The 4,323-nt window shown below is 29.8% G+C and carries 4 protein-coding genes and 1 pseudogene; 4 read left to right on the top strand and 1 reads right to left on the bottom strand.

Annotation, left to right across the window (positions count from 1 at the left end; all coding sequences use genetic code 11):
- Positions 1-100 precede the first annotated feature (100 nt).
- The 4 genes and pseudogenes from Q0C22_RS10440 (at position 101) to Q0C22_RS04640 (ending at position 3,863) form a co-directional block, all read left to right on the top strand.
- A pseudogene (locus Q0C22_RS10440) lies at positions 101-553 on the top strand (ATP-binding protein).
- 949 nt (positions 554-1,502) lie between these two features.
- The gene (locus Q0C22_RS04650; protein ID WP_291492250.1) at positions 1,503-2,849 is read left to right on the top strand and encodes a replication initiation protein; all 1,347 of its coding nucleotides are present in this window, start codon (positions 1,503-1,505) and stop codon (positions 2,847-2,849) included.
- Between the two features lie 89 nt (positions 2,850-2,938).
- Entirely contained in the window at positions 2,939-3,574 is a 636-nt protein-coding gene (locus tag Q0C22_RS04645; protein ID WP_291492248.1) for an AAA family ATPase, read from the top strand.
- A 61-nt stretch (positions 3,575-3,635) separates the two neighbouring features.
- The gene (locus Q0C22_RS04640; protein ID WP_287006792.1) at positions 3,636-3,863 is read left to right on the top strand and encodes a hypothetical protein; all 228 of its coding nucleotides are present in this window, start codon (positions 3,636-3,638) and stop codon (positions 3,861-3,863) included.
- A gap of 31 nt (positions 3,864-3,894) precedes the next feature.
- Here Q0C22_RS04640 and Q0C22_RS04635 read toward each other — a convergent pair.
- The coding region (locus Q0C22_RS04635) for a site-specific integrase (RefSeq protein ID WP_291492244.1) at positions 3,895-4,323 on the bottom strand (429 nt) is incomplete at its 5' end.

Below are 4,323 nucleotides of genomic sequence, written 5' to 3'. Positions count from 1 at the left end.
TTTATTAAAAATGTTAACAATGTTTAACGGAGTTAATAAAATCGCGGGTGTTGTATCTAAGCTTTGAAGATAGGTTTGAGCTTTTGCTTGATAGGAAAATATCATAGCAACAGGTCCAATAGGTGTAGTCAAGACATTTATAGCATGTGCTTTAGCAAACTCTGCCGCAAGGGATTTTATACCTTCTTTGTATATCAGGTTTCTCAGATTGCTCTAGGAGCTAAAAATAGCAAAAGCGCAAGGAAGCTACTTAAAAGCTCTCAATAAACTCTCAAGGCTAAAGCCCCTTGTAATAGATGATTTCTGTCTTGAAACGTCAGACAGCATATATTTAATGGACATCTTAGGGTTATTTGAAGATAGGCACCAGATATCATCTACAATAATAGCAACGCAGATACCGCTTGAAAATTGGTATTAATGTTTGAATGATCCTACAATAGCAGATGCAATACTAGACCGCATAGTACACAATGTATACCGGATACAATTGAAAGGAGAATCAGTGAGAAAAACAATTGCAAAAAAGAACAATACACTAACTAATACTTAATATGGTTAATAAACGACCCAATAAAAACACTTAAATCTTGGAAGAAAGATTAGAATGTGCTACTAAGAAACTAAGGGATTAACCCAGGTGTTTGGGGGTCCAGTTTAAATCATAATCGGTGTCCAATTAAAACGGAATGCATACAAGCTTGGTAAAACAATCTCTGAAATCTCAAGAATCTTAAAAATAGACAGACAAACCTGTTTATAACATTAGAGTTAAAATAACTGCAAATAGTGGAAAGGTTGTAATGTCTGTAATAAAGAAGTCCTGTATACTGGATGCTTACCCTATCTTTACCGACTGTACTGTAAAGATGGGGTAAATTATTTGGCACTACTATTTTTGTTTTGTTGGCGCTATAACTAATTATCTTAAACAAAAAGTATAAAACACACATTTTACTACATATAACACTATCAATAAACCCTATATAGCCAGTAAAATTAAAGTATTATTTAAATTTTACTGGTAGGTCATTTTAATTAAGGTGGCTTAATTCTTGTTGGCCCTGTTGGCTCAAATTAAGTGGCCTTATACAGTTAAAGATAGCATAAGAGAGAGTACATTTGCTTTTATAATTACAAAAGATTACATACAAGTTTAGGTTATAAAACATACATGAGCATTTATATGGTTGGTTTAGGAGGAACAGCCTGAATGAGAAATAAGGAAAATAAAAAAATTATACAATGCTCTGTTTAGTGTATTTATAATAAACACTGTTTAATATATTTAAGGACTATAGTTTTTATTGTTAGGTTAAGTATAATTTGGGTGTAAAAGTAACAAAAAGATAGTGAAAAGTAACAAAAAGATAGTGAAAAGTGATTTAAAGGTAACAAAAAGATAGTGAAAAGTAACAAAAAGATAGTGAAAGATCGGTAACGGTAACTTGACATTTGTTACTGTTACCGATACAATACATTTTGTTATTATGGAGGCAAAAATGAAAAAAAATAGAGATAAAGAAATTGTTTATAAAAATTATCAAGATGCACTTATAGTTAAAGGTAATAATTTGATAATGTCGCGCTATAATTTGTCTTTAGCTGAACAAAGGCTTATATTGCAGGTTGTTTCTATGATTAATAAGGATGATGAAGATTTTAAAAATTATACAATTAGAGTAGCTGATTATCTTGATTTAATTAATAGCAATTCTCCAAATACATATCAGAAGATTAAAGAGTTTGCTGAAACATTGCTTAAAAAGCCTCTACATATACCACAGGATGATGGTGGTTTTTTTGTTTGCAATTGGTTTGCTGGGTTGAAGTACGAGCCAAAAAAGGGTGTTTTGGTTTGTAGTTTTCATCCAAATTTAAAGCCATATTTGTTACAGTTAAAGAAAAATTTTACATCTTACAAACTTAAAAACATATTGAGTTTATCAAGTAAGTATTCAATTCGTTTATATGAGATATTAAAGCGCTATGAAGGTATGGGTGTTGCTTTTATTGATTTAAATGAATTTAGGGAATTATTGTCAATACCTGAGAGCTATTTTTATAAAAACATAAAACAAAGGATTTTAAAGCCACTACAAAGGGAATTTAAAAATTACACAGATATTTCTTTTGATTTTGAAGAAATAAAAAGTAATAAAAGAATAGTGGCAATAAAATTTACTATTAAATCGAATTTAAAAACATTTAACAATAAAAGGCAAGAGGGTATTGACAATCAAGGCAGTTTAGATGTTAAGGTTTTAGAGCTTTTTGATTTACTTCCAAACAAAAAGAGAACCATGACGGCACAAAAGATTTTTTCTTATTATTTAAAGAGTTACGATGTGAATTACATTAGAAAGCAAATTGAATATGTCAATAAACAAAACCCAAATAATTATTTTGCTTACTTAAAAAGAGCCATAGAAGAAGATTATGCAGATTATAAAAAAGTTGAAATAGAGATAATGAGACAACAGAAGATATTTGAAAAGTTATTATTTAATTTAGAAAAAGAAAGAAAACATAGTATTGAAGTAGCTTTAGATAAAGAAAAGTCGTCTATATTTAAAGAATATATGGGGTTACTTAACGATGAAGATAAAAAAGAATTGTTGGATGGATACCTACAAAAAGCTAAAGATTTATATCCAGATGTTGACGAAAAGAGTTTTGAAATGGAGTTTAAAATAGAACAGTTAATTATAGAAGATATTATTTCTAAAAACGAAATATACCAAATTCGTTTATCAAAAGCAAAAGAACGTGCCCAAAAACAAGCTGATATTGAGTACGAACAGAGCAGAATATCTTTATACAATAAACTCAAAAGCGGTTTACTGTAGTTAGTAATATTAGTAATATAACTTACTTGACAAATATAAATAAATTTACTATACTAACTTAGCTTAGTAATATTAGTAAGGTGATTGTGATGAAAGTTATCGTTGTCGCAAACCAGAAAGGCGGCGTTGGAAAAAGCACAATTGCTTGTAATTTAGCTGTTAATTTTGCGGTTCAAAAAAAGAATGTACTGTTAATTGATACAGATATACAAGAAAGCTCAATATCATTTAGATCTATGAGACAAAGCGATGATATTAAATCTATAAGCATAAAAACTCCAACTATACACAAAGATGTTGGAAGCTTTAAGAACTTTGATATTGTAATTGTCGATGCAGGTGGGAGGGATGACGCTGTTTTTAGAAGCGCGATATTAAGTGCTACCTATGGTATTTTAATTGTTCCTACTTTACCATCTGTTTATGATTTGTGGGCCACTGAAGATACACTAAAAATTATTCAAGATGCAAGGGTTTATCAAGATATTAAAGCTTATATTTTGATTAATCAAGTTATAAAAGCAAACATTGTAAAAGACACAGAAGAATCTCTTATTGAACTGGTCGAAAAGTATAACATAGGCCTTTTGAAAACAAGTATATATAGCCGTGTTGTTTATAGAAATTGTATAAAAGAAGGTAAAGGTGTTATCGAAATGCTTGACAAAAAAGCAAAAGAAGAAATGGAGCAACTGACAAACGAAATTACTAATATTAGTAATTAAATAAAGCTAAGTAAAATTACTAAGCTAAGTAATATAATTTAGCTTAGTTTTGGAGGATTTTATGAGTATACCAAAAAAACCAAATATTAATGAAGATGAATTTATTCAATCTTCAAAAGCAAATAGAGTTCAAAATACAATAAACGAAAATGTTGTGCAAAAAGAAAAGACCTTTCTGTTAAAATTAGATTATAATTTATGGAAAAAACTAAAAGAAAAGTCTTTGAATCAAGACAAAACTCTACATCAATACATTATAGATTTGCTTAAAAACAATTTAGATTTGTAGCTGAAGTGTAATTATTTGATTTATTATCGATTCATATAAACCCCTTTTCCTTCAATATCCACTTTGCTTCTTGAGCACTTATTCTTAGGTAGATTGCAGTGGTAGTTAATGAAGAGTGTCCCAGCAGGTCTTGTACAACTGTTACAGGAACTCCTGCTTTGAGTAAATCTATTGCCCTTGTGTGTCTTAGAATATGTGGGTGAGAGATATCTTTTGGCAGGCCTGCCTTTTGACTGAGCTCGTAGAATTTTTTTCTAAAATTGCTATCTTTCAATCCCTTAAACACTGTGCCTTTTGTATCTGGAAACTGAGCTATAAATGTAGCCACTTCACTTATTATGTTTGCAGGCAAAGGCACTATGCGGAATGTCTTTTTCTTTTGCTTTAGAGTAATAAGCTTTACTTCTGAGTTTCTAAAATCTATATCGGTATTATCATCTATGCTTAATACTTCATTGAG

This window comes from Desulfurella sp., from assembly GCF_023256235.1.
Taxonomy (GTDB): Bacteria; Campylobacterota_A; Desulfurellia; order Desulfurellales; family Desulfurellaceae; genus Desulfurella.
This window is presented reverse-complemented; position numbering and strand designations above follow the sequence as displayed.

Bases quoted from the DNA above. Each gene is read 5' to 3' on its own strand.
- Q0C22_RS04650 (WP_291492250.1), top strand. From the start codon at position 1,503: ATGAAAAAAAATAGAGATAAAGAAATTGTTTATAAAAATTATCAAGAT.
- Q0C22_RS04645 (WP_291492248.1), top strand. From the start codon at position 2,939: ATGAAAGTTATCGTTGTCGCAAACCAGAAAGGCGGCGTTGGAAAAAGC.
- Q0C22_RS04640 (WP_287006792.1), top strand. From the start codon at position 3,636: ATGAGTATACCAAAAAAACCAAATATTAATGAAGATGAATTTATTCAA.